This window comes from Gimesia aquarii (genome assembly GCF_007748195.1).
GTDB classification, from domain to species: domain Bacteria; phylum Planctomycetota; class Planctomycetia; order Planctomycetales; family Planctomycetaceae; genus Gimesia; species Gimesia aquarii.
The window spans coordinates 3773648-3798105 of sequence record NZ_CP037920.1; the positions used below are offsets into that span (position 1 = coordinate 3773648).

The following is a 24458-nucleotide window of genomic DNA, read 5'->3' on the forward strand; positions in this document are numbered from 1 at the left end:
CCTTGTTTCTTCAACTACCAGTTAGAACCAAATTCATGTGTGGAATCACCGGAACCGCGTGGACAACACGGGAAAAAAATATCTTGCCAGATGTGCTAAAGCGGATGACCAATGTGCTCGAGCATCGTGGTCCCGATGATGCGGGCGGCTATCATTCCAATGTTTCCGGTAAATCATTCTTATTTAGTGATGAAAGTGCCTATGTAGACTTCAACCCTGCCTCAGATGTCGGAGCAGCTCTAGGACATCGTCGACTTTCCATTATCGATCTGGGAACGGGACATCAACCGCTGTCTAATGAAGATGGTTCTGTCTGGATCGTCTTCAATGGCGAAATTTACAATTACGTGGAACTTCGAAAAGAACTTGTCCAACAGGGGCATCAATTCCAAACAGAAACTGACACGGAAGTCATCGTCCATTTATATGAAGAGCAGGGGACTGCTTGTGTAGAACGTTTACGAGGCATGTTCGCCTTTGCTATCTGGGAAGAACGTCGTGAACGCCTTTTTTTAGCACGCGATCGCATCGGGCAGAAGCCTCTCTTTTATAGAGAACAAGCCGGTAGCCTCAGCTTTGCTAGCGAACTGAAATCGTTACTGCAAATGCCCGATGCAAGTAGAGCCGTTGATGCCAACGCGATCGACTTATATCTAGCTTATCAATATGTACCACACCCCTGGTCAATTTTGAAAGGTTATCAAAAACTTCCCCCCGCTCATTGTGCCGTTTATGAACAGGGAAAACTAACAGTTGAACGCTATTGGACGCCTCCTTATCAGAATCCAGGGTCGAATCCAAACTTCCAGTTTCGAACATCACATCAATGGTCCAAGGCACTACGAGATACATTAACGGAATCGGTGAAAATTCGTATGCGGAGTGATGTGCCTTTAGGAGCCTTTCTGTCTGGCGGCATCGATTCTACTATCATAGCCGGGTTGATGCAGAAGATGTCTGATCGTCCCGTGCATACATTTTCCATTGGCTTTCCAGTAAAACAATTTGATGAACGGCACTATGCACGAAAAGCAGCCGAACTATTGGGAACTGAGCATCATGAATATATCGTTGAGCCCGAAGCATTAGAAATGCTGCCCCAACTGGCCTGGCATTATGATGAACCTTTCGCCGATAGCAGTGCGATTCCGACAATGTATCTCTCGAAAGTAACACGCCAGGAAGTGACCGTTGCCTTGTCTGGCGACGGAGGTGATGAACTCTTTGCTGGTTATGACCGATATCGTGCCGTCGCGCTCTCACAATGGTTTGATTGTCTGCCAACAATGATTAAAAAAATGATGACGGCATCATTGTGGCAAAGATTACCTGCATCCGTCGAACAAAAATCGTTTCGCCGTCGCGTGAAACGATTTCTTGCAGGTTTAGCAGTCCCTCCCGAACGTCGCTACTTGAAATGGGTTGGTATATTTGATACAGAACGACGTTTTGAAATGTATTCCCCGGCATTTCGCGCACAATTGGGAACATTTGACACAGATCAATTTCTACTCAAAGCATATCAACTTTGCTGCGATCGCGATTTTGTTACTCGGACTACAGCAACTGATGTACTCAGTTATCTACCTTGCGATATTCTAACAAAAGTCGATATTGCCAGCATGGCGCATAGTCTGGAATGTCGCAGTCCGTTTTTGGACCATCATGTTGCTGAGCTTGCAGCCGCTATGCCTTTAGAATTAAAAATGGAAAAAGGACGGGGGAAAAAAATTCTGACAGATACCTTTTCAGATCTCCTGCCGGAATCCATTCAGACTCGAAAAAAAATGGGGTTTGGTGTACCACTCAATGAATGGTTCCGTAACGAATTGAAACCATTATTGTTCGATGTACTCCTGGATCAACGCGCCAAAGATCGACAGATCTTCAATCCACTTAAAGTCGAACAGCTTATTAACGAACATCTCACCCTGCAATGGGATCATAGTGCGCGACTATGGTCACTACTTGTATTAGAAATGTGGTTTCAAACATTTATCGATCCGGTTTCAATTCCCGATCATTTTCCTGAAACTGTCTTGACGTAAGTAAAATTTAGTTATCTGTTTTGATCAGGCATTTCACTAATCAAGAAATCTTGTAGTCGAAATTGACGATTATTTTTACTGAATCAGCTAATCCCTATCTGGCTCTCAATCATTCAGCAGCATAAAATAGAAGCAGTTGTGTTAATCTAAAGTCTTCCCTCCCACATAATACCTGCCAATCACGAGACCACGATGCGTTACTTATTCACTCTCATACTTTTGGTGCTGATTGCTAAACCTGCTATAAGTCAGATTAGAAAAGACGTTCAAAGTACAAACAAAACTACTGTCAAATATGAAGAATGGCCACAATGGCGCGGTCCACGCGGAGACGGCACATGGAATGGCCCTCCCATTAAAACAGTTTGGGCCCAGGAGGGGCTCAAGAAATTATGGGAACGTGATATCGGTGGCGGTTATGGTGGAATATCCGTATCAGGAAGGCGACTTTATGTCATGGATCGCCCTGCTGTTTCAAGAGAAGAACAAAAAAAGGCAGAAGGCATTCATAGCCATCGCATCCAGCGGAAAGATATTGAAAGAGTTCTATGCTTTGATGCTCTTTCCGGTCAAAAAATTTGGTCGTATGAATATCCTAGTGAATACAACAAGTTGGATTATGGCAATGGACCGCGCGTCGCCCCGACGGTGATTGATAGATTTGTTTACACATTAGGAACGATGGGGGATGTGTTTTGCCTTTCAGCAGCAACGGGTGATGTGATCTGGAAATCACATCTTGTTAACGATTTTGGTGGCAAAGTTCCCCAATGGGGTTACTCAGCGGCTCCTTACATCATCGGTAAGCACGTCATTCTGATGCCCGGTGGAGAAGAGCAGGGTACCGCGATTATCGCGCTTGATCGACAAACAGGGCGAGAACGCTGGCGAGCACTGTCGGATCAGGCAGGCTATGCGACTCCCCTTTTAGTGCAACATCAAGGCCACGATCATCTGATCGTCTGGTCTCCCAACCACATTCACAGTGTCTCTCCTCAGACAGGACAACACTTATGGTCAGTTCCTTACAAAGTGACTTACGGCGTAGCCATTGCTAGCCCTATTGAAAAAGAGGGGCTCATTTTTGTCGCCGGTTATTGGGAAGGATCTAAGGCAATTCAACTGGGGCGACTACCGCAGGAGGCTAAGCTAAAATGGGAAGATCGCCGTAAATTACGTGGGCTGATGTCACAACCACTTTATAAGGATGGTTATGCCTATTTGCTTGATAAACAGTTTGGTCTGACCTGTTTTGAGTATCAAACCGGCAAAAAGATCTGGGATGATGGGAAAAAGATGACTCCAGGTAATAGTAGAAATCCTCAGGCGACGCTGGTGTGGCTCAATCAATCATCGCGAGCATTGGTTCTCAATTCAGCGGGAGATCTGATTTTGGCGGAATTAACGCCTGCGGGCTACAAAGAATTGGCTCGTACAAATCTAATCGGGGAAACCTGGGCCCATCCTGCGTATGCCGAGAACCGTATTTATGCACGCAGTAACACAAAATTAGTTGCTTATGAGTTGCCAACTGACGAATCCCAATAAAAGCAATCGGGGTGGCCTATAAAATTTCTCTCTAAGTCTATAATATACCATTCAGGCTTTTCGAGAAATCTAACAAACATTCTAAATACAAGTTGCGTATCTTTAATTGGCCTGATCTGGTAAGTCGTTATAATTTTTTGGTTATATTCTCCTTAATATTTTAAGCAACATGAATTCAGCATCGGATAATCACTCCGGAAATAAGACCGAAGGTACTGAATTATTGGGACCGGAAGTCTGGAATCTACCCAATCTGATCACCATTAGTCGACTTTTATTGGCACTGGTTCTGTTTGTGATGATTTATCTGGAAGGTTGGTGGAAGACATCCGCAATACTATTTATCATTGCCGCTGCAACAGACTTTCTGGATGGCTATTTCGCCCGAAAATACAATCAGGTCACAACTCTTGGTCGTATTCTTGATCCTTTTGTAGATAAAATCATTATCTGTGGCGCATTCATTTTTTTGTTAGAACGTGGCCCTGCTTCTGGTATCAATGCATGGTTTGTATTAATCATCATTGGACGGGAAATGTTTATTACCAGTCTACGTGGTTTTCTTGAACAACATGGACGAGATTTTTCCGCGAGTTGGAGCGGTAAAATCAAAATGGGAGTACAATGTATCGCAGTAATTTTCAGTCTGCTTTCGTTAAGCCCTGAATCTCCATTTAATACTTCCAGCTTTATTCTGCTTCGAGATATTTCTATCTGGTCAGCTGGAATTATCACCATCTATAGTGGCGTTGATTATGTTTTACGGGCAGCGAGAATGCTCCGACAGTCACCTCTCAGATAAATCTTACTCGTACAGCTATTCAAAGATAAACTGAGTTCGAACTTCATGTTTTCAGTAATTCGATGATTCATTGGCAAAATTCGTCGAAATCAAGAGGAATTTCGACTCAACTTAGACGAGTTGAAAGTATAAAATACGACATCCCGATCATATAAATATCTATTTTTTAGATCCAGGCTTATGGTAGACGCAAACAACCCACAACTTCCATCAGATCATGTCATTATTGTCCAACCCAGTGACTACCAGACGGAAGTCAAGAATATTTCTCCTCGTAATCCATCTTCACAGCCGCATATGCCTAAACCGCAAAGTAAGGTACCACTTGTCCTTTTTGTTCTTACTTGTTTGAGTACTTTTATTGTGGGCGGATTAAGCCATAATCCTTTTGTACCTGTGCCTGCCCAATTCGCTGAGTTATATCGCTACATTCAAGAAATCGGTTGGGAAACATTTGCATTTCGTGGATTTTGTTATGCGGGTCCAGTCATGTTGATTCTGCTATCACATGAAATGGGGCATTATTTGCAATCCAGGCGTTATGGTATACCTGCCACACATCCAATTTTTATTCCAATGCCGATGAGCCCTTTTGGCACGATGGGCGCTGTTATCCTGCAGCGTGGAGGTATCGCCAACCGAAAACAAATGTTTGATATCGCCGTTTCAGGCCCCCTTGCTGGGCTCGTCTTCGCAATTCCATTTGCTTACTGGGGAACTCTTAATTCTACGATCAGCACTACAAGTCATTTGGCAGGAAGTTACAGTTACGGAGAACCATTAATCCTAAAATGGATGATCACACTGGTTCATGGACCACTGGCAGAAAATCAGGAAGTTGTGTTAAATCCAATGTTATTTGCTGGTTGGGTTGGCATCTTTATCACTGCATTAAACTTGCTTCCTATAGGCCAGCTTGATGGAGGTCACATTCTCTATATGCTCATTGGCAAAAAAGCGAACTTTGTAGCACGATTATTTTTGATCACCGCAATTATCTACATGACTTATAATCAAGAGTTTGGATATTCTCTACTGATACTTTTACTAGTCTTTTTTGGTATCACTCATCCTCCTACAGCCGACGACTCAGTCCCTTTGGGGACAACGCGTATTATAATCGGTTGGCTCACGCTTGCATTTTTTGTCATCGGCTTTACCGTCACACCGATTATTTTTCATTAAAGCGAATACTCTGGTTCTGAATTAAGCCTAAAACAAAATCATTTGAGCTTACTCAGAATTTGCTCTGCGCGAAAGACAATCTCCAGATCTTTATTTTTGATGGCCTTCTGCAATTGGTTTTGTGCCGCTTTTCCATACTCCTCGAGTTTTTTCTGAGCAGCTTCGCGTTGCTCCCAGTTTGTGTCTCCCAATTGGGCAATTAATTGATCAATTCGTTTTTGTAATGCAGGATCAGCGTCCAACATTATTACAATTGCGACCCGGCGGACAACATCCGGGAACGGAGTAATTTCAAGTGGCATAATCTTGTCGAGGTACCCTTCATCCATACAATAGACTATGGTCGCCTGATCTTTACGAAACGCATGCTGTTTTAAAATATTCAGTACATGTGTTATTTCTGGTTTTCCCAGACCTAATTTTTTTAATTTTTTCTCCCAGACATTCAGAATGTTTTCTTGCGGTAAAGACACATCTTCAGAATAAGGAACTTTGATCGCTGGAACATTTTTCGCTGTCGGAGCTTTTGCTTTCGTTTTGGCTGATGGTTTGGCAGTCGATTTTGCCAATGCAGGAAGTGCACCAATCGCCCGTAATTGGCCACCCAATACAGCCAATTGGTTTGCTTTTTTTTCTTTTGCTTTACTTTTCAGATTTTCATCTGAGAGTGGGTCAACAACTTTTGATTTCACTGTTTTATTTGATTTACTATCTAGATTCTTCTTTTCTTTTTTAACACCGGGGATCTGTTCAATCGAGGCTAACTTCCAAGCCTCTTTTTCCATTGAAGGTTGAAGAATAGTAACATGCTGTAATGGAAATGCTTGACTATTCTGAATTTGAAATGTGTCATCTTTAGTCTGACTCAGAACAATGCGTGGCACATGATTTAATTCAACATCATATAAAATAAAACGTTCCGTCTTATCGAGACCTTTTACAAACAGCCGATCACAATTTTGCAAATGGTGAAGCCAATGTTGTTCTGCCACGTTCATACTGGGCTGAGCATCATTTAACAAATTTTGAGATCGCCAGTAAATTCGTTTTGATTGAATCCGTGCTGTTGGCCAATGTGATAAAAAACGACCAGAAGGAAATTCAATGAGTACATCAATATCTCTCACAGCCGGACCTTCAAATGTGATGAGGCCTAATGGTGCAGGCTTACTACTTTCACTTGAGTCTGCGCTCAATCTGCGAGATAACATATAACCGGGCGTAGTAGAACGAAATAAAGTAGCATCATTTAGTTTTTTACCATGCGCTGAAGCAAGAAACACATTGACATCCCGGACGATCAATTGAGAAATTTTCTGTTTCTTTTTCTCTGGTTCACCAGCTACCAGTTTGTTTATGCTCAAAAAACAGCAAGCAATACAGACAGTCAGTATCAACTGCAAACATTTACTCAGGGGGTTCAAAAAAAGCTGTGATCCAGGTTGTAGTATTTTCATATTTGAATGGAGATGATTCATAAAACAGTCTTCGTTTAATTTTTAACAGCTGTCAATTCTTTTGGAGTTGCTCGGATTAGCTTGGGGTCCCCCCAAACAAAACGGTCTCCCACATTCTGCCCTTTTCCGAAATCAACAGTCAAAGTTAATGTTTCGCAACCGGTGATATCCAGGCTGAGCGGTTCCTGCTTAGTTGTAATAGTAAATTCTTTCTTTTCATAAATCGTTTTACCATCAGCTGTAATCGTCACATCAACATTTCCAAGATGTCCAGAACCATTTTGGAGACCTATTGTAGAATGGAACCGCTCAAAATTCTTTCCCAATGAATAAACTAACTTCGTTTTAGAATGCACACATAATCCTTTTTGAAATACTTTCTTTCCAATCTGGAGAGGAAGGCCAGAGAACGACTTGTTCACTTGAAAAGGATAAGTCTGATTGAAGAAAGGAACCTGTTCAACAGACTGAGGTATCAGCTCTGTCAAAGGAACTGAGCGCGCATTGACCGTCTTAATGCCTGCAATGTTCGCTTTGGAGAGAGAGAGTTGATTCCCCCACGGCATCTTAATGCATACGTCCGATCCTTTATCAAAAGAAACTTCTCCTGGAATTTTCGATCCCCCAGTCACGCTGACCACGCTTCGTAATAAAAGAGAGGATTCTTTTTTAAGTCGATTTTTATGCAGAACCAAACCCACGATCCGATCCAGGTTCACTTCGCGTTCCTGCTCCTGATACTTAAAAAGCAAACTTTGTTCTTTTACGCCTATCACCTCACCTGAAACACGGTGCACATTGCCATCTTTTGTCAATACATACGCTGAATCTTCCACCTTTGACTCACCTTTTCGATCTGCTCTCCAGTTTTTTTTCTTATCAGTCTGGATCTTCCAAAGTTCATGTAGTGCTTCTGGCTTTAATGCAACATCGATTTCTTTATCAGCCACTTGAAATCGGAAAGTGGCTTCGTCTTTGGTCCAGGCTGTGATGTTTCCTGTTAATTCACCCTGTTGAGAAAAAGTAACTCGCCAACCAGAGTGTTTTCTACTTTTAGCTTGATTGTAAAGCTCTCTGGGATAAGCACCGACAAAAAATTTCGCCTTACTGTTTTTGTCCGTTTCAATATAGAATGTATACTCTCCATCTTTTGTAATACGGAGTAATCCTTCGTAAACAAACCCAAAATGGATCGCACTGCGGCGTGTCAGTAATGCCAGACGAGGAATCGTTCCGTATTTTTTAACAGGAATATATTTCAAATCATGAATAGATTTCACTGTTTTAGGCGGCTTCCACTCCATTAATCGATAAGCAATACTAGATTGCGCTTTCTTAATTTCTAATGGAAGACGATAACCCTCTTTATCGACTTGATATTTTTGGGAAGGAATCGCCCGAACTTTGTCATCGACACGATATAACATTCCCTGTGGTACAGCAGCTTTTTTTATATTCGGTCCTGACATCGAAATATTCAGTTTTGCAAACCCCACAGTATGATAGTAGGGAAGTGTGAAACGATGAAATCCTTTCCTCAGTTTTACTTTTCCAGTTCGGGGTCCTTTTGAATAACTAGGTTTTTCTCCATCAATCAATAATTGACTCATATCCTTCGGTAGGGCAGGTTGTATAAAATCATAGGATGTCACGTCAAATATATTTATCTTTTTTGATGAATTACCTACTTGAACCGTCATTGATTTTGAATCAATCGAACGAATCTCGCCTGAGATTTTCTTCCCATCATAGAGAATGATCTGATCTGCAAAAACTGAAGAACAAATAGTAATAGATAGAGTGTATCCCACCATGGGAATCAGGCGACTAATTTGATTCATCGAAATCTTCAAAAACATTGACTTACTCTTGTTTCTCAGAAGAGGTTTTATTTTTTTCTACTGTCTGATTCCGGGCTAAGCGACGAAAATAGTCTGCGAGGATATCTTCATAACCCGGTGGAAATCCTTCCGTACGGGACTGAAGGATTTTTTCGCGTTGTTTGGGAGTGAGATCAGCCCAATTTCTCCCTTTTTTATCAGGCGCTTTCAATTTCCCCTGACCACCAGGACCACCTGCCAATGTCGAAGAATTTGCGGGACGAGTTGGATTCGATCCTGCTGCTCCACCACCTTTACATGATTTTTCCAACATTTCAATTAATGTATCCAGGCGTGTGATAATTCGTGGCTGTGTTGTCTTTACAGGCTGCTTTGTTTGACCTTTATCAAAATCATTGATGACAGACTTCACGTCGGTCTGAATATTTTTGAATGGATCTTTTAACCAGGCATCATCCCGAACGAGAGATAATAAGTCTTTCTTTGGTGGCAGCTGAACCGGCACTGCCTTTCCAGATGTTGTTTTTGGCTTGGCCGCTTCGATTGCACCTTTGGCTGATTTTGAACCATTTTCATCACCAAAAACATTCTGATTAATGAAAATAGAATTCACGCAAAACAAAAGTGAGAGTGCTATGCATACAAAAGTTTTTATTATAATTAAAGTTGATTTATTCATTATTGACCTCCTGACAGACAATGAGGACAGGTCAGACTGTGTAACCGTCCGGTAACTGTGTCGATTTCTTTTTGTCGAATTAAAAGCAGTTCGATTCGTTCTTTTGCTGCTGTTTCTGAGACTTTTTTCTGGTCGATGAGTTTGTCCAGATTTTGGGTCCGCTGATGAACTGAATACTGCATCCAGCGCAACATCTTTACTTCCGCCAATAATTTGTTTTTATTACCTTTGCAACCTTTGCATTGACCACCTTGTTTATTAGATGGTCGAGAGGCTTCGATCATTGCATCAAGTAATGCTTGAAGGTCTTCTTCAATTTGTTGTTGATCGGCAATCATCTCTTTATCGGCTTGGCTTCGAAGTAAGCCTTCATTGACCAATTCCATTTGTTCTCGCACCGCCCCTAACGCAACTGGCAACACCATACTAAAGCGCGTTAATTCACAAAGCTCAATGGATTCCGAACAGAGGTTAATGATCTTTTCTTCCGAATTCGATAACCGTCTAACAGAAACGAGTGCTTGTTTCTGCTTCTGTGCAACTCGATCTTGTAGTTTGGTCGTGACCTGACGGACCTGTTTTTGCTGAGTAATCATGTCTTGTAATTGGTCCATCACCCGTTGCCGTGCAAGTGATTCAACTTCTTTACGAAGCTGTTCTTCAAGTTTTTTCGTTTCCTTTTCCGCATTGCTAAGTTGTTCGATCGCTTTTTTTTGTTCTTTAGAAGCGGGCTTTGGTTTTGACTCTCCTAATTTTTTACAAGCACCACCCATACATTTGCCAGCGCCCGCGAGTGATTGGCAAATGCCTTTGGATGCAGCCCCATACTCACGGAGTAATTGTTCCAGATTTTCAGCAGATTTCTGATTTCGTTGTTCGCTGGTTTTAAGAGCTGCGAGTTTTTTCTTATTATCTTTTTTTGCTTGTTGATCTAGTGTATTTGAAAGCTGTAATTCTTCTTTTTTGAGTAGCTTACTAAGTGTCTCTCGCGATTCAATCAACTTCCTTAACTGCTCCAGTTTCAATTCCAAACCAATATCCGCAGTTAACAGCAGTTTCTTGAGTTCTTCCAGTAATACCAGAATCTCCTTCTGTTCTTTACTGGCTTGGTCTAATTTCAGATCATCCAACAACTTCGATGCCTCGCCCATACGATCCAAAATTAGATGTTCCCGTGCTTTGCGGAGACCCATTAAAAGCCGCGCTGCATCCTCTGGTTGTGAGTCACGAATCAGCTTGGAGAGTCGGAACATACGCTCTTCCAGTTCTCCCATATGTGCTTTCGCTTTTTCCTGCTCAAATTGAATCCGCTGCTGCGGAGGAACTTTCACCTTACTTGTTTTACTCGCAGATTTTGAAGTTGTTTCTGCCTTTTCTGCAGCATTGACGGATGCAATGAGTCCAATCGCCACCGCGGCTAGCATTAATCCTAAACAATTGAATGTTTGTTTCTTCCACATATCCCGCGTCTCCCTAACAGGTGGTTTATTAAAACCGAATGGTAATCAGCCGGAAACCGACTGCCTGTAATCTTGTTTTACTTATCAAAAATGGAATCAACCTGTTTCTTCTTCAGTTCTTCTGTTTTATCTTTGACGAGTTGTTCCAGCTTAATGACGGCGTTCAATTGATTCACAACATCAATAAAACTATCCCACTGCGCCATATTGTTTAATATTTTATCCAATGACTTCAGAATTTCGTCCTGTCGAGCTGTCATTTGCTCCATTGACTCAGGAGACTTACTACGCAATGTTTCAAGCGATTGTCTTTGCTGCTCCATTTCGCGTTGATGTAAATTTTCTAATGGTCGAAGCACGGTTTGCGATATTAACTGATATGTTTCTTCGCCTCCGAGCTGGTTCAGTTTCATTTCATCCACAGATCCATTCAAAGCATGACTAACCTGACCGACTTCGCGACGTGCCAGTTGGTGCATCCGCATCCAATCAGCGGCCTGTTCCAGACTATTAGCCAGTTTCAATTGGTCTCGTAAAGCCTCTACTTGATCTCGTGTCTTTCGAAGGCGCGATCGTAGTTGTTGTTGACGCAACAAAATTTCCCGAAAAAGTTCTTCCGGTTTCACTATCCGAAAGACTAACTGCCTCGAACTTGTTTTTTGTACTCCGGTATAACAATTATCTTCTGCATGGCTTTGAAAGGTGATTACCGCCCCTGGATTCAATTTCATCTCTGCTATCGAAACCTGTTTTTCTTCATCAATTACGGTTTCCACTGCGGGTTCTGCAGGACCATACACAGGGTATTTACTTTTAACTTCTGTTTTCGACTGGTCTGTACTTTTTGTTCCTCCAAACTCCAGTTCTTCTGCCTTTGGTGCTACTTCTTGATCCGTCTTAGTTGTAACTCCCGATAGAGGAATCATCGATGTCATATTGACCAAACGAATTCCAAAATCATCTTGGGCAATCAAGGAAAATGGAATAGTTGCTTTTGCTGTTATACGCTGTCGTACTCCTGAATAGCGAAAACTCAATCGAGGACTACGATCCGGCTGCACTCCTATAGAAACAGGCCTCGGATGCGAATTGATATCGTGTTCCGCAGACTGCAATATCAACTTGAAGTTTACAGGCTTCTTATGGGACCATTTTGTCTTAAAATGCGTGTCATCTGTTTTCACCCATTGTAACGAAACGTCCTCAGAATCAACGTCAATTTGGCGTACTTTCACGTTTGTTGTTAATTCCAGCACCACCTCTGAATGTGGCAGTAACCTGACATTTCCCTCACTGGCAGAGAAATGAGACACAAATGGTTCTGATAAACGAGGATGCGTCGCTATAATCTTCAAATCCGTTATTCGGGGACGGTCAATAGGAATAATTTGAAATGATTCCGTCTCATCATCACCTCCCCAGGCATAGGCTTCGACCGGAAGTTGTAAAGGAGGAAGTTCATATCGAAAATCGCCAGTCTGAAAGCGATTCATCGTGATCGTTTCGCTCTCTCCATCTTTGCCTTGAAGGTGCAGCCACACACTTTCCGTCGTTTCCCCAGCATCATCTGCATGAACTTGCAAAGTTGCTGTTTCACCCCGTGGGATCACCCATTGCCCCTCTTCCAACCCCACAACAGTCAATTGAGTATCGCGCGGCCATGGTTCATTCGAACCAAGCAGCCAGCGTTGTCCCCATAACCTGGCAGTATCTGGAAGGGCAAGAACAAAACAGGCTGGCAGCAAAAATGTAACCAGCAAAGCCAACAGACAATTTCTGGTATGGCGTGGATCAATCGATTCCTGAAAAGGATAGTGACTGAGCTGCCGATAATTATGCTGCACGGCCTGTTCAATCATCGGCAGTGACTGTTCTGCTTCCATCAGGTGATTTGGCAATTGCAGCACACTGGCCACACGTGGCGCAATTGCCTGTTCAGCTGAGACTTTCTTTGATTGGTCAATCAGATTCGCAATTTCAATTGGTGTAAGTGAGACTTTGAGGGGCAAAAACACATAGCGATAAATCAGATAGCCTACAGCACTTAATCCCATAAGAAAATAGAGCACGCGAGTTATCAGGCTCAGCTCTAGCCACCAATCAAAGAACAAAGAGAAACAAGCTAGCGCTAAAATGGCTATTAGTACTCGAGCGGTTGCTTCGAGGACCGTATGACGGCGCAATGAACCAGCGACGACTTCCAGTTTTTGAGAAATCGTATTTTGGAACGATTTGAATTCTTCAGGCCGTTCAATGCTGGACATATAACATTAACTCCAGAGGCTGCTCATTTGAGACCTACCTAAATGAGGCGACACCACTTCCTCATAATCCACTCGGTAACCAGTAAACCAAAAATCAAAATATAAAACAGCGGGGCATCCCAGATCTCCTGCCGTTGTTCAAGCAAGCGCGAGACCTGCTTGATTTTAAAGGCATCAACAATCTCATTTGCTTCAGACAGTTGATAAACACGACCTCCTGTAGAAACTGCCATTGTCTGTAAAAATGCTTCATCCAATGCGGGGTTCTCCAGCTCTTTATTGGGAAATTCCACTTTAATCGGAAGCGTAGCAGTTTTTACTGTTGCTCCAGCGGCTTCGTCTCCTAACCAGACTCGGACAAAATATGTTCCAGGCTGAGGTACCGGAAAGGTTGCAGAAAATTCGCCAGCTTTGTTTCCCGCGGTTAAAGTCAAAGGAATCGGCTGATCATCACCCCGTTCTACATCACCATACAATCTTTGCAGGCCAGGTTCCATTTGTGATTCATCCAGAAAACGGGCAATGATCTTCGCCTGACTGCCAGGCTGATATGTTGACTGAGGCGTGGAAAGTCGAAAAGGATAATTACCACCCAGCTGTTTACTGCGACCAGCCCGATCAATCACGCGTGCCCAGAATCCATCAAAAAACTGTTCGTCCAGATATCGCCAACGGTAGGTACTGTCAAAACCGATAAAAATTGACCAGCCAGGTCCCACGCGTTGAGAAGCAATTAACACTTCCTGACCATATTCATTCCTCATACGGGGATCTGCATGCACGGCTAGCACCGTTGCCCCGGGTTTTGCCTTTGTGACAGGAAAATGCCAAAACATACCTGGCAGATTTTTTAATACTTCTTCGTTTGCTTGACTGTCGCTCGAAAATGTAAATATAGGATCCTGAAATCCCTGATCGGTAACATCTAATTTCCAGGGAGAGCGGGCACTCAATCGTATTTGCACCTGAGAACGGAACAGCCCCGGTTCTCGGATCACAGGCAGTAGATTCAACCAGTTCAAAGAAGGGTCTGATTGCCGGTCAAACATCTGCGCTGTTTGCATTTCTCCCGCGATATAAACAAGACCTCCACCCGCTTTCGTCACAAAATTACTTAATAATTCAGGGAAATTCACTGGCCACTGGGTCGGATCGGGATCGTACAAGACCACACAGTCATAATCGTTGAGCTCTGCCTGAGTGACAGGAAGCCGACGGATGGGTAAATCTCCTGGATGTTCGTACGTTTTGTCAGCAGCCATCAGCCAGGATGACAAATTGATCTGTCGATCTCGGAGAAATGTATTACGTAAAAATTGAACTTCAGGAAAGGTAGAACCGGCAATAAACAGTACATTTAATCGCTGACGAATCACACGTACTTCAGCAGATGCCAGATTATCATCTTGTGAGATTTCCGGTCCTGTATCCATGATCTTGGCACGAAATTCGAGTTTCCCCGTCTTTGTCTCACTAAATTCATAATTTCGAGGCTGTAACGATCCTTCCAAGTTCAACACGATGTCTTCGCGCGAAAATTCCTGCCAGGGGCCGCCATTTCTGCGTTGTTCAATTAATAAAGTCGCTGGCTCTGCCTCCATTCCCCGTGACTCAATGTGAATCGTCAACTGATTTGTATCTTGTACAAAAACGACCGGGCTCACTTCCACCTGGCTAATTGCCACGTTCCGGGGGCCATCGGTGGTTCCGACACCAACAGTCACAAGGGGGACTCCTTCGTCAGACAACATCTGCAATACCTCTTCGGGAGGCTCACCAGCTGTCGACTGTCCATCGCTCACCAATAGGACGCCCGACAAGGGCATTCCCGTATAGGACAACAGCGCCTGTCTGAGTGAGCTGGCTATAGCAGTGGCATTGCCACCCGCGTTCCATTCCTCAGAAACCTTCAATGATTCAGGATTAAACTTATCTGAAAATTCGTGCAAATGAATTGTGCGTGTTCCCTCCGCAGAAAGCGATTTGAGAAATGACTCATTAATCAGTTTCTTAGTGAGTTCTATACGATTCATATTTCGAAGCGTATCTGTATCTGCAGACATTCCCAACTTTCGTGATACTTCTGTCGCTTTTGCTTCGTCTTTCCACGCGTCTTTTAACGACATCGAATGTGAGGTATCCAGCAGGACCAACAAATGAGATGGAATTTTTTCTTCTTTGCTTAGAACCAGAATCGGTTCCAGCAACATTGCAATCACTAAGAAGAGAATAGAAATACGAATTGTATAAAGCAGGGTGCGGCGAAGGAGCGGAACTTGCTGTGCATCGCGTTTATAAAGCCACCAGACACCGATGAGTAGTACTAAAAATGCCAATATCAATAGCAGCATCCAGTCCCCTGAAGGAAGACCGACCCAGTGAGCGGACCAGTGCCCCCCTTCGGTCCAGGACGAAGACTGAATGCCAAACATAAATTCCAGAAATTTATTCAATTTTAAATCTCTCAGTTTAACGCCGTCGACCAATCCAAGTCGCCAGCATACTTTCCGAAATGAGACAACCCAGTAATAGAACTGCCAGATAACGCCATAACTCCGTTCCATCTGTAGAAAGATCCATTTCTTTCCCCTGATAACGAATCAACTTTAATGGCATTCGTCCTAAAAACTGTTGTAATGCCTGCTCATTTAATTTCTTTTGAAGCGAATCTTCTACATTGGCGTTGATGGCAAATTTCTGTGACTGTTCACCAAGTTGTGGCGTCTGCCATGTCGCTTCAGCTACTCCTGAAAATCGAATAGCGGGAGAGCTTAACATCGTTTTTGTTTCATCGATATTTCCAAATGTAATTTCGAGCGAACTGGCCTCTCTGTCTAGCCAATTTAAGTCCCCTGATTGAGGTACTGTGACCGTTTCCAATTCGTAATTGATAGGCTCCCCAGCAATCAGGTTTTCACCACGCTGAATATCCGCGGCAATCTGTTGTGCTGCCACACGCATGGCCAAAACAAAGCTGGCTTCCGCTGGCCAATCGCTCCAGCTTTTGTCAGCTGTGATCGTCCAGAAGATAACACGGCCTTCACCAAAGCGTTTTTCAAGCACAGCTGGAGATTGTTGCGCATCGTTCCAGCGCGCCAGAACCCGCACTTGTTGCTGGTCTGTACCTGGGTCGAGAGAAACATCAGCAAAACGACGCGGACGTACTCTGCTCAGAAGTTCTGGTGTCAAACTTTTTAAGGTTTCAATTGGCGAATCGGCAATCGGTTCGATGACCAGTCCCTGTGTTTGTAAATCTCGTATTTTATCAATTTGAGCTGGCAACAGTCCTCTGCCGCCTTTGAAGAGCCGTTCGTTGTAAAGCTCCAGATCGAGTTGATCACCGGCAAAGATCATCAGCCCTGTACCTAACGAAACCAGTTCTTCCAATTCCTGGACGCGCTCTTTCGACAATTGATCGACGTTCGCTAGTACAATTAAATCCGGTGCAGTTAATAGCTGTGACTTCCAGTTCGAGCTTTCTGCTTGAGTCACCTGCCAATTTGAATTCCCTGCAGAGAGAGCCAATGCCAGAAAATCGGTCTCACCTTCAAACGGATTCAATCCGGGTTCGCCATCGACTAGCACAACATCAACCATTTGACGCACATTGATAATTTTTCGTTGCGTGTTGTCTTCCAGTAACTTATCGGCGGGAATACTAAGAGTCACGACATGTTGTCCTGCCTGATCAAAACGTACGCTGACCGGGACATTGACTGTTTTATCAGCAGGGATTTCCGGTAATGTTACGGGAGTGACATTACCATCCACGGTTAAAAGTGCCTGACCTGATTTGAGTGGTTCTTCACCCGCATTTTGGATCACCGCCGTTAATTTGAATTCTTGATCTACCAGCGCAATACGGCTTTCTGATTCCAGAGAGTGTAATACTCGATTTCCAGCAGGTTCTTCTCCGATATCAATAAATCTTACGGTCACTTGCTCCTGCGACCAGCGATCAAATAAATCTCGCACTTCTACAGTCCAACCAGCGGCCCATAAATCTGAAATGATAATGACTTCTTTGACTGGAAATGTGGATTCCTGTAATTGGCGATCAATGTCTTCAAATGTTGATATCCAGTGACTACCCATCTGGCAACTTGATAACTCATTGATGCGTGAGATTAATTTGTTACTTTCGCTTTCTTCCAAGTGTGCCATTCGAACCAGGGGTTGAGCTGGATTTGACGCCAGGACGACGGAAACGGAATCTTGCGGACCGAGTTGATTTAACACCTGTCTAGTCGCGTTTTTCGCCCGCTCAAAGGCAGATTGATAGCTATTTTGATAGGACATACTGAGTGAATCATCAATCACAATCACGCGACTGGCACGACCTTCCACTGATAAGAATCCAGCCAGATTCGTTCCTGAGCTAATAGGACGAGCGACAGCTAAAAATAGTGCAAGCACAGCTAAGGTCCGCAGAGCCAACAAGAGCCATTGTTCGATTCGCAATCGACGTTTGTTTGTCTTTAGTGTCAGCTTCAGATATTCCATCGGCGCCCAATCCACGCGGATAAACCGTCGCCGGTTTAACAGGTGAATAATGATGGGAGCAGTCGCTAAAACCGTTCCCGCCAATAATAAAGGGGCCAAAAAATGCATGAATTGATTTCAATCTTTCTTTCAGGATACTAAAGTGTTTTCGTTTCCGGGGCAGGGGATTGTTCTGAATTGTCTTCGCTTTGTGGTTCCTTATGTATTGAACTCCCGAGTGATGACATTCTCCCACGATGTGTTTTTGACGGTGCATACTGACGGTTGTGTAAATAGTTACTAAGCACAGCCCCCAGATTCTCATCTGTCAAAACCTGCAAGTAATCAATTCCACAATATTGACAACGTTGTCGTGATTCTTGAATGAATTGCTCCATAGCAGCCTGATATGCCTTATGAAACGCCCAGGGTTCCGCAAAAATTTCTTCTTCGCCTTCAATATCTCGAAAAATCACAGAGTCTTTGAAAGGCATTTCTAATTCATCCCGGTGTAGAATGTGTACGACAATCACTTCATGCCCTGCATATTGAAGCTTGCCTAAAGATTCGTAAAATGGGTCTAAAGGAGTCAAAAGGTCAGAGAGGACAATCACCACACCCCGCCGATGGATCTGGTCGGCGACCTGCGAGACAGCGGGGCCAATATCAGTTTCTCCTGCCAATTGGACTCGCTGTAATACTTCAATAAATTTTGCAAGATGTGAGGGGGTTCCTCCCGTTCGTAAGTCTTCCTGAACCTGATCATTCAAAATCGCCAAGCCAACAGCGTCCCTCTGTTTTAATAAGACTGCTGAGAGTGAAACAGCAAGCGTGGCGGCACAATCGTATTTTGAAAAGGCAGGTGCACCGTAAGACATCGACTTTGAAGAATCGATAATAAAGACTGCACGCAAATTCGATTCTTCTTCAAAGCGTTTGATATAGAATCGATCAGATCTTGCATATGCTTTCCAATCCAGATTTTTCAAATCATCGCCAGGAGTATAGCTTCGATAATCGGCAAATTCAGGGGAAAGACCATGCAGAGGACTCCGATGGAGACCAGCAATCGTACCTTCGACCGGTTGTCGTGTCTTAAAACCAATCCCAGCGATTCGGCCGACGATTTCAGGATTTAAGTATTCTTTCAAACTGTCCATCCTTTCCTGCCTCGCTGTGATGTAACGGTGTTTCCTCAATCAATTTTTCGATTACTGTATCTGCTGTTTGGCCTTCTGATTCCGCGTTATAAGATAACACGATTCTGTGCCGTAAAACGGATTTGGATACCGCCTGTAAATCTTCGACGGAAACTTCAGGCCGTCCGTACAAGGCGGCTCGCGCTTTGGCAGCTAAAATTAAAGACTGACCACCACGAGGGCCTGCCCCCCAAAGAACCCAACGATTAATAAACTCGGGAGCATCTTCACTATCACAACGCGTTGCCCGGATCAGATCCATTGTGTAATCCACTAGAAAATCACTGATAGGCACACGTCGGATCAAATGCTGCAGCTCCAGTACTTCTTCACCTGTTAAAGTTGCTTCTGGCTCTACTAAATCGTCTCCAGTTACTGTTTTGTAGATCAAACGTTCTTCGTCACGCGTAGGATATTCAACAATGATTTTCATCAGAAAACGGTCTAACTGTGCTTCGGGTAGAGGATAGGTACCTTCTTGCTCAATCGGGTTTTGTGTTGCCAATACAAAAAATGGACGAGGAAGTTGATAATGCTTTGTCCCCGCCGAAATATTTTTTTCCTGCATTCCCTGTAGCAAAGCAGCCTGAGTCTTGGGAGGTGTCCGGTTGATTTCATCTGCTAATAAAAGGTTTGTAAAAATCGGACCTTCAATAAATTTGAATTCACGGCTACCAGTTTCCCGGTCTTCATAAATCACATCCGTTCCGGTGATATCAGCTGGCATCAGGTCAGGAGTAAACTGAATACGTCCAAACTCCAGTGAAAGACTTTTAGCCAATGTCGAAACCAGCAATGTTTTTGCCAGTCCTGGTACTCCTTCCAGAATACAATGGCCACCAGCTAAAATACTGACTAATAATTGTTCAACCACATCGTCCTGACCTATGACAACGGTCCGGATCTGCTCGCGAATGCGTTCCTGGGCAACTTTGAGCTTTTCCAAAGCTACCATATCTGGTGCTGTTTTGATTTCTGACAAAATTCACTCCCCGTTCTACCAGTCTTACAGGACCGGTTCCTATCGATAGAAAATCAACGTTGATAAATCGGTAAATATTTGTAGGGTAGTTGCATAACGATTAAGGCCACACTAGTCCCGAAAATTGGACCCACTCCATCTCCATTCCAGCTTCCGTTTGACACTTGCGACTTAACCAGACTGTCCCGCTGACCTGGAAAATAGGCATTCCAGTATTCATCACCTGCCTGATAAAACGCTTGAGCGGCGTAAAGGTTCAAATAAAAATAATGGCCGGACTGAAAACCATTTTTTCGATTCTTGAATTGCCCATAGACATATTCCATACATTCTTCAGCTAAAGGAGATTCATACTCGCCAGCAGAATAGAGGCAGGTGATTGCGGCCGCCGAAATCGGTAATCGCGTATCGTTTCCGGAATGATAGGAATAACGAATCCCGCCTTCAGGTGTCTGGCAAAGTTCCAGATACCTGACGGCATTTTGAATCGTTCCTTTGGGCACAGTGAATCCAGCATTGTGGGCTGCCCGGAGCCCCTGCATTTGTGTCACAGTAACACTTCCTTCATCACCCCCTCCGGGTGTATAGATCCAGCCTCCTAAATGACTTTGACCTGAGGAAGTTAACTGGATTCCATCTTTCACAACTTTGGCAATTCGTGCTCGAACTTTAGCATCCGTCTCCATGCCGAACACACTGGAAAGAAACAAAAGTGAAAATCCATGCCCATACATGGGACGACCATTTTCTGAACCAGCGGCTATTAATCCACTGTCTTGTGCTTGACTCAAAACATATTCTGTTGCTTTTCGTACTTGATCTGCGTAAGGACCACGGCTGGTGGTATTCCCATTTGCTAAAAACGCAATGCCCGCTAACGAGGTCATCGAAACTGGGTAGGTACTGCCATCTTGAGTGGTTTGGAAACTTCCTCCAGCAGTTTGCTGCTTGGCCAAATAGTCCAGTCCTCGTTTAATCGATTTCACAGCAGCAGGTGTAATATGACGAGGTAAAAGTTCTTCGGCTTTTAATAAAGCAGGAACGCAAAGAAAAAGCATACATAGGAAATGGATTGCTGCTTGCTGAATCAGTCGCATTTGACGCCTCGATTCCTGTTTTTCACTATTAGCTTAATGGAAGATCCGACTACTGCCAATTTATTATTCAATCGAAAAAGTCACACGCACTGCTACTGAAATTGGTATTTTTTTTAAAAGCGGGGAGGGTTGCTCGTCGTTTTTCCCGGTGCTTGCAGTCATGGAGCTACGACTATAACCAGGGTAATAAACCACAGATGAACTTTTTGGAACACCACCATCTCCATTAATCGAAACGACTTTTCCTAATTTAACTCCTGTCAGTTTGGCAAGTTTTTCGGCTTGTGTTTTGGCATCTTGAACTGCTTTCTGGTAGGCTTCTTCTTTCAACTTTCCTACATTCGTGACTTTGAAAGTCGCCATCGTATTTCTGGCTTTGGATGGATTATACTGTCCAGGTATAGTCGGCGTTGTATCGTTTCCGATAATCACCCCTGCATCCTTACCTGAATCGATAATCTTGACAATCGTTTCCAACAGTTCTTGCGAGCTTAATTTATCAATTCCCGTTAAACGAATTTTTATCATTTCCGAAACGGAAAGTTGTTGAGACTGTGTATTATTCACAGCCATTCCACGCATCATTGCCTGCATCTGACTTGCATTTAAAGAAGAATAGAGAGACATTCCTTCTTCAACAATTTCGAGCCCTGGAATATTTAAATTTTTGAAAGCAGTCTCTGCTCTACGACGATTGCCATGATATTTTGTTACCGCATCACCTGCTAATTGACCTTGCCCAATGACCATTCCAGTTAGCTCCACAACGGAAGGTTTCGCCTCAATACTGCCCATACCGACAACGGTAATACCGTTTGCTTCGTCTGCAGAGACTGTAAGCACATTTGCTCCCCAGCATACGAACAAAACCAGATTGAGAGTCACAAAGCGTTGAATCAAGTTGGACATGCCGCTCATATTAAATTCCATATGTGAGTTTATATCAAATTGGAGATCAAGGAACTGACTTTTTGATGTCAGAATTATCAGGAGACTGTTTCGTCTCGACAGGGTATGCAGTGACAGACTGGTTAGAAACACAAATCACTAAGTTTTTGCAAAAATCAATGGCACCGCCAAGAGACGTCAAATCACTTCCTCGATAGATACGATTGATGTCTCCATTTGCCTTTGAAATTTCAAAAATTCCGCGACTTGTAAATACTAATACTTCTTTTGGAGCAATGAGTGCGCTTAATCCACCCGCCGCAATCGGCAGTGAAACAGCCCAGTTTAGCTGATGTGTTTTCCGGTCAATGGCTTCTAACTCTTTTGATAAAAGATAGACATTGTTCTGATCAATCCCCACAATCTGAGCAGAGACTTTAACTGGTCGCTTCCAAATTACTTTTTTTGCAATCAAGTCTAATGCAAATACTTCATTTGCTCCTGCTTCTTTGAAATAAACCAGATTCTGATCGCGAATCATCTGGCCATCAGTGTGCAATTCTACTTCTTCTTTGATAGCAGCATAATAATAGTTTTGATTCTGTTGACTTGCCTTATATGGATAGCGGAAGACCCAGTTTACGGTTTTTCGGGGAATCGCAATTTCGAATAAGGCTCCATTGTTTGTCAGCACTAATAAGTTGTCACCCTGTTTTTGTAAATATGGAACTGGCATAAGAGGCACGCCATGCGATGAATTGCCTGCAACGACAGTACCTAGTGGAATCGACCACTCTTTTTTACCCGTTTTTAATGAAAGACTGTTTAAGGTAAGTAACTTATTATTTTGGGTATGAGAAATAATATAAATATGGTCTCCATCAACTAGAGGTTTCGAAATAAAACTTTCATTACCAATGTTCGAAGTCCAAAATTCTTTACCGGTCTTTTTGTGATAGGCCATCAATCGATAACGCGCGCGATAGTGATTCATTTCTTTTTGAGGAATCATCGTAGCTAAAACATAATCGCCACTGACGCTGATATGATATTGCTGCAAACTACTCGATTGATGAAAACTATAATTATTGAAATGGGTTCCCAAAGTTTGAAACTTCGAATTCCGCCAAACCAATTTTCCTGACTGTAAATCGACACCAAAACAAACACCATAAAAATTGAAGTACGCACGTTTTGAGTCCACAGCCATCGGTGGAACAAATGTGATATATGATTTTCCTCTGCCATAATAGTTCGACTGGGAATTCGCGATGGCCTGCACAACACTCTTGTCCAGAAAAGACAACTTCCACTTTGGTTTATTTTTTGTCTGCTGTAGTTTCAGAGGTTGCTTTAACGAAGCAAAACTTGTGTCAGGCTGCTCAACTGAATTCCGAGATTTCACAGGCATTTCAGTAATCAGCGACTGCAAGTAACTGACTGGATCTATCGATTGCCCTCCCATCATAATTTTTTTATCAGGGAACTGTTGTGCGATTAATTGTATGTTAGCATCTGCGAGTTCAAGCTGATGGCTTCGAATCAAAGCTAACGCTAATTTGACATTCAAATCAATTTCAGGCAGATTGCTATCGGGATGGTGATCTAAAATTGACTTCCAATAGTGTGCCGCCAGAGCAAATTCTCCGCGTTCAAATGCATCATTTCCCAACAACTCAGCAACATCATCTCCGACCGATGTCAAAAAGTATTGTGAATAGATGTTTTTCGCCTTGCTAATGACCTTGGGATCGAAAAATCCGCTTTCCGACGATAATTCCTCAAACTGCTTATTGGCCTTGCCATCAAAAAATAGACGAAAGGCTTCACGACCTTCTGCTGGTAATGCTGTGATCGCCAACCAGATACGATGTTCTGCATCGACTAAAAAACCATCTGTGGTTGGTAGTAAAGGTGAAGTTGACTTCGTTTCGGCCAATTCTTTCAATGTGGACAATGCCTTTTCCCACATCTGATGCCGTATATATCGCTCGTAATCATCGAGTAGATTCAGTTTCTTTTCATCCACTGAGATACTAAAACCCGGCATCTTATGGGGAGAAGTGCCAGCATCGCTTACAGTGGTGGCCTCTGCTGCAACTGGTTGTGCAAAAATAATTTGGGCGCAAAGTGGCTTCTCCATCGATAATGAGGCACAAAGTGCCATGCAGGTAAAAAGATGGAAGCAGACCAATTTTAACTGAAAGAATTTAAAGTGCGCACTCATACGTAACATTACCCATCCTTAGATCGAGAATGGCCTGTTTATTAGTTTAGAAATCAAGGTAATCGTGGCGCGATTTATAAGAACAATAACCAGGACGTTTGTGGGGGAGATGAGTTCCCGGTTTCTGTAAATTTCCTATGTATTTATAACAATGTGTCATCTCGTACAATAAATACTCTTGTTATTTTCCACAAACGTATTGTACACCATTTGATAATCAAAATTTCAAGGACTATTTTGATGCTTTTCCAATTTTTAAAAACTTTTGTCAAAATACAAAAAGTGTCTGTTTTGAAATA

The 24458-nt window shown here is 43.1% G+C and carries 16 protein-coding genes; 4 read left to right on the forward strand and 12 right to left on the reverse strand.

The window, feature by feature from the left end; translation table 11 throughout:
* Nucleotides 1-35 precede the first annotated feature (35 nt).
* The 4 genes from asnB (at nucleotide 36) to V144x_RS14800 (ending at nucleotide 5583) form a co-directional block, all read left to right on the forward strand.
* Nucleotides 36-2048, forward strand: coding sequence for an asparagine synthase (glutamine-hydrolyzing) (asnB, locus tag V144x_RS14785; RefSeq protein ID WP_144985909.1), 2013 nt, complete (start codon nucleotides 36-38; stop codon nucleotides 2046-2048).
* 192 nt (nucleotides 2049-2240) lie between these two features.
* Entirely contained in the window at nucleotides 2241-3596 is a 1356-nt protein-coding gene (locus V144x_RS14790) for an outer membrane protein assembly factor BamB family protein (RefSeq protein WP_144985910.1), read from the forward strand.
* Nucleotides 3597-3765: 169 nt separating this feature from the next.
* A complete protein-coding gene (gene pgsA / locus V144x_RS14795) occupies nucleotides 3766-4398 on the forward strand; it encodes a CDP-diacylglycerol--glycerol-3-phosphate 3-phosphatidyltransferase (RefSeq protein ID WP_144985911.1) in 633 nt (210 codons plus the stop codon).
* 180 nt (nucleotides 4399-4578) lie between these two features.
* Nucleotides 4579-5583 (forward strand): site-2 protease family protein, encoded by a 1005-nt coding sequence (locus tag V144x_RS14800; protein WP_144985912.1) that lies wholly within the window; start codon nucleotides 4579-4581, stop codon nucleotides 5581-5583.
* A 38-nt stretch (nucleotides 5584-5621) separates the two neighbouring features.
* Here the strand turns inward: V144x_RS14800 and V144x_RS14805 are convergent, their stop codons facing one another.
* The 12 genes from V144x_RS14805 to V144x_RS14860 form a co-directional block, all read right to left on the reverse strand.
* On the reverse strand, nucleotides 5622-6947 hold the full coding sequence (locus V144x_RS14805; protein WP_144985913.1) for a hypothetical protein: 1326 nt from the start codon (nucleotides 6945-6947) through the stop codon (nucleotides 5622-5624).
* A 128-nt stretch (nucleotides 6948-7075) separates the two neighbouring features.
* Nucleotides 7076-8881, reverse strand: a complete 1806-nt coding sequence (locus V144x_RS14810; RefSeq protein ID WP_197998437.1) for an NPCBM/NEW2 domain-containing protein — start codon at nucleotides 8879-8881, stop codon at nucleotides 7076-7078.
* Nucleotides 8882-8903: 22 nt separating this feature from the next.
* On the reverse strand, nucleotides 8904-9560 hold the full coding sequence (locus tag V144x_RS14815) for a hypothetical protein (protein WP_144985915.1): 657 nt from the start codon (nucleotides 9558-9560) through the stop codon (nucleotides 8904-8906).
* Entirely contained in the window at nucleotides 9560-11020 is a 1461-nt protein-coding gene (locus V144x_RS14820; RefSeq protein ID WP_144985916.1) for a hypothetical protein, read from the reverse strand. Before V144x_RS14820 ends, V144x_RS14815 begins: the two co-directional genes overlap by 1 nt.
* Before the next feature lie 77 nt (nucleotides 11021-11097).
* Nucleotides 11098-13284, reverse strand: a complete 2187-nt coding sequence (locus V144x_RS14825) for a hypothetical protein (RefSeq protein ID WP_144985917.1) — start codon at nucleotides 13282-13284, stop codon at nucleotides 11098-11100.
* Between the two features lie 38 nt (nucleotides 13285-13322).
* The gene (locus tag V144x_RS14830) at nucleotides 13323-15848 is read right to left on the reverse strand and encodes a vWA domain-containing protein (RefSeq protein ID WP_144985918.1); all 2526 of its coding nucleotides are present in this window, start codon (nucleotides 15846-15848) and stop codon (nucleotides 13323-13325) included.
* Nucleotides 15754-17895 carry a BatA domain-containing protein gene (locus V144x_RS14835; RefSeq protein ID WP_144985919.1) on the reverse strand — a complete coding sequence of 714 codons (2142 nt, stop codon included), beginning with the start codon at nucleotides 17893-17895 and terminating at the stop codon, nucleotides 15754-15756. The genes V144x_RS14830 and V144x_RS14835 overlap by 95 nt, the downstream gene beginning before the upstream one ends.
* A 29-nt stretch (nucleotides 17896-17924) precedes the next feature.
* Nucleotides 17925-18917 carry a DUF58 domain-containing protein gene (locus V144x_RS14840; protein ID WP_144990918.1) on the reverse strand — a complete coding sequence of 331 codons (993 nt, stop codon included), beginning with the start codon at nucleotides 18915-18917 and terminating at the stop codon, nucleotides 17925-17927.
* Nucleotides 18895-19920, reverse strand: a complete 1026-nt coding sequence (locus V144x_RS14845) for an AAA family ATPase (protein WP_144990916.1) — start codon at nucleotides 19918-19920, stop codon at nucleotides 18895-18897. The genes V144x_RS14840 and V144x_RS14845 overlap by 23 nt, the downstream gene beginning before the upstream one ends.
* Nucleotides 19921-20000: 80 nt before the next feature.
* Nucleotides 20001-21044: a prenyltransferase/squalene oxidase repeat-containing protein gene (locus V144x_RS14850; RefSeq protein ID WP_144985920.1), complete on the reverse strand. Its 1044-nt coding sequence runs from the start codon at nucleotides 21042-21044 to the stop codon at nucleotides 20001-20003.
* A gap of 63 nt (nucleotides 21045-21107) precedes the next feature.
* A complete protein-coding gene (locus V144x_RS14855) occupies nucleotides 21108-21962 on the reverse strand; it encodes an SIMPL domain-containing protein (RefSeq protein WP_197998438.1) in 855 nt (284 codons plus the stop codon).
* Nucleotides 21963-21999: 37 nt separating this feature from the next.
* Complete coding sequence (locus tag V144x_RS14860; RefSeq protein ID WP_144985922.1) at nucleotides 22000-24168, reverse strand: outer membrane protein assembly factor BamB family protein; 2169 nt, start codon at nucleotides 24166-24168, stop codon at nucleotides 22000-22002.
* Nucleotides 24169-24458: the final 290 nt, after the last annotated feature.